Origin of the sequence: Halorubrum amylolyticum (assembly GCF_004114995.1) — an archaeon.
Lineage (GTDB): Archaea > Halobacteriota > Halobacteria > Halobacteriales > Haloferacaceae > Halorubrum > Halorubrum amylolyticum.
Genome location: NZ_SDJP01000065.1, coordinates 1 through 2612, shown reverse-complemented (window position 1 = coordinate 2612; position 2612 = coordinate 1). Strand labels below are relative to the sequence as shown.

Here is a 2612-nt window from a genome sequence, read left to right as displayed (position 1 = left end):
GCCCCGGAAGGTGGCGGCGGATTCGCCGACTATGCACTCGTTTCCCTTCACTGTCTGCGGATTTACCTCGATTCATCGTACCGCATGACGATCGACTTACTCAAAGAGATGCCACAAATAACCGGGGAGATCGGCCTCAACGCGGCCTATCTCCCCGCACCGTCCACGTTGTGTAAGGCGTTCGACCGGATCAGTATGAGCGTCTGTCGAGTGCTGCTGCGCCAGTCGGCGCAGCTGCACGATCTCTCTGAACAAGCCGCGATCGACGCCACGTTCTACGACCGCTCACCAGCCAGCCGCCACTACTGCCAGCGAATCAGCTACCGCGTTCAAAAGCTCAAAGTCACGAAGCTCGTCGATACAGCGTCTCAAGCCGTCCTTGACGTTCACTGCTCAACGAACCGAGACGGAAGCGACGCAGACCTTGCTGAGCAGATCGCCCGCCGGAACGCGGGCGATCTGCGGTCTCTCGCGGCCGATAAAGGCTATGACAAGCAATCGCTTCGTGAAGGATTACGTGAGCTCGGGAGCAGACCGCTGATCAAGCACCGTATCTTCGTTCCGTACGACCACGCACACAACGCCAGAATTGATGATAACATGCCTTGTTTTGCCGCCTAGTGACGACGGTCTGGGACGCTTTTACTGTAATATTCCGCCAGATTAACCCGGAAATGGACGCCGTCTGGCGATATGGCATCGCTCAGACGGCTTGCTTGGATGTGTCGAGATCTTGCCAAACAGCATGTTGATGATCCGGACGTACCCGCCGCGCCGGACGGCGCGGACGGGTACGCTGAGTGGGTACAGATCGCGTTGATCCTGTATCGCGTCGAACTCGAAAAGAGTCTCCGTGAGACCGAAGACTACCTCAACGAGATGCCCGGCGTCCTCGCCGTGTTTGATCTCGACGACGCACCGCACTACAGTTCGTTTTGTCGGTGGGAAAACGAGTATCGGATGCGTGAACTCCGCCGCCTGCTCCGCACTTCGGCGGAGCAGGCGGGCTGGAGTGGTGAAGCCGCAATTGACGCAAGCGGCTTTCAACGCGACCAAACCAGCTACCACTACCGCGATCGCGCAGACTTCTCGTTTCAGTCGATGAAGACGACGATCTTGATCGACGTGAATTCGCTAGCGATCAAGGACGTTCATTTCACGACGCAGAAGGCGTGGGACGGCCACATTGGGATGCAGGTCTTCCGCCGGAACGCGGAAGACCTGCGTGTGTTATCTGCCGACGCGAACTACTCATGGAGCGAACTCCGTGAGGAGTGTCGCTCCAACTCAACGCGACCACTGATCAAGCACAGAGAGCAAACACCGCTACAGAAGGCTCACAACGCCCGGATGAACGAGGATTACAACCAGCGCTGGATGAGTGAAACCGGCTTCTCGCAGTTGAAGGAAGACGACGGCGAGAAGCTCCGCTCCCGGAGCTGGCACGGCCAGTTCCGGGAGCTCACGCGGAAGTGCATCATCCATAACCTGACGCAGGCGGCGAGTTAGGGCTCGCCGCCTGCTCTCCCTTCTCCGGACGTATTTGGGAGAGGCATCGCCGTCGTCACCTGATCAAGGAAGTAAGATACCATAGTTTTGACCCTTTGACGACCACCGCCAGCGGCGGCTACTACATCTTCTGAGTGTAAGAACCAGTCTCTGACATCGTGAAACCGTGAGTTATCGACCCTACCCCGACGCAGTCTTGCGTTCAACAAGGCATGATAACAGCTACAATCAGCGCTCTATGACCGAAACCGTGAACTCGGCTGTGAAGCGCTCGCTCGGCTTCGCCGTGCGAGCGCAGACATGGTTCCGTGAGTTCCGCGAAATCGCGCTGATGTGTGTCGTCTATAACATCAAGCGCTTCGTCAAACAGTGAACCTCTACGCCTTACATCGATTCAACACAGCCCGTAGAATCCACGATCGAACATTACCGTGTCCAAATCGACGAACTGCTCTGCGCGATCAAGTAACCGACTCACCAGGTCAGCCTTCGAATACGATGGAGAGTCGTCGGGCTCCCACGCAGAGTTCTCTTTAACCGGTTCAATGCCGAGGACAATCGGTGCGTGATCCCCGACTAAGGTGATTGTCGCGTACTTGTAGCCGCGTTTGTACTCGCCGTCCTTCTTGTACCCGCTCACCATCTTCGGGTAGTCCGGCTTCGCGATACCCGCTTCTTTGTCCTCCCACGGCCAGACGTGGAACTGCTCGTGCGTGATGTCGATCGCCGCAACGGTCTCCCGAGAGTCAAACGGATCGTCTCCACGAATCGAGTTGACGACGTTCTCTGTGGCGGCGTTGAACGCTGTCATAACGGAATCTCGAATTCGATCGATTCCGGGCAACGAATCATCATCCGCAAAATCCTCGAACGTGAGCTGACCGTCCGAGCCTTCCGGGGTTGCGATCTTCTTAATTGCCCGTAAGAAGGTCGAGTCGTCACAGATGATGTCGTCGTCGGTGAGCCAGCCGTACTCGGCTTCTGAATGAGCACTGCCGTTGTTCGCACAGATGCTCGCGAACATGTCCAGCATTACCTCGTCGGAGTATTTTTTGTGGGCCGCTCGATGGGTGTCGAACTCCGGAAGGACGTGTTTTCGAGCG

The 2612-nt window shown here is 56.9% G+C and carries 1 protein-coding gene and 3 pseudogenes; 3 read left to right on the top strand and 1 reads right to left on the bottom strand.

Annotated features, from left to right (window positions below; all coding sequences use genetic code 11):
* The 3 genes and pseudogenes from ESO89_RS18195 to ESO89_RS18185 all read left to right on the top strand — a co-directional run.
* Window positions 1-597 (top strand): annotated as a pseudogene (locus tag ESO89_RS18195) (IS5 family transposase); the annotation flags it as partial.
* A 96-nt stretch (window positions 598-693) separates the two neighbouring features.
* Window positions 694-1509, top strand: coding sequence for an IS5 family transposase (locus ESO89_RS18190; protein WP_128906796.1), 816 nt, complete (start codon window positions 694-696; stop codon window positions 1507-1509).
* Window positions 1510-1729: 220 nt separating this feature from the next.
* Window positions 1730-1882: pseudogene (locus ESO89_RS18185) on the top strand (IS5/IS1182 family transposase); the annotation flags it as partial.
* Between the two features lie 33 nt (window positions 1883-1915).
* Here the strand turns inward: ESO89_RS18185 and ESO89_RS18180 are convergent.
* Window positions 1916-2612 (bottom strand): annotated as a pseudogene (locus tag ESO89_RS18180) (ISNCY family transposase); the annotation flags it as partial.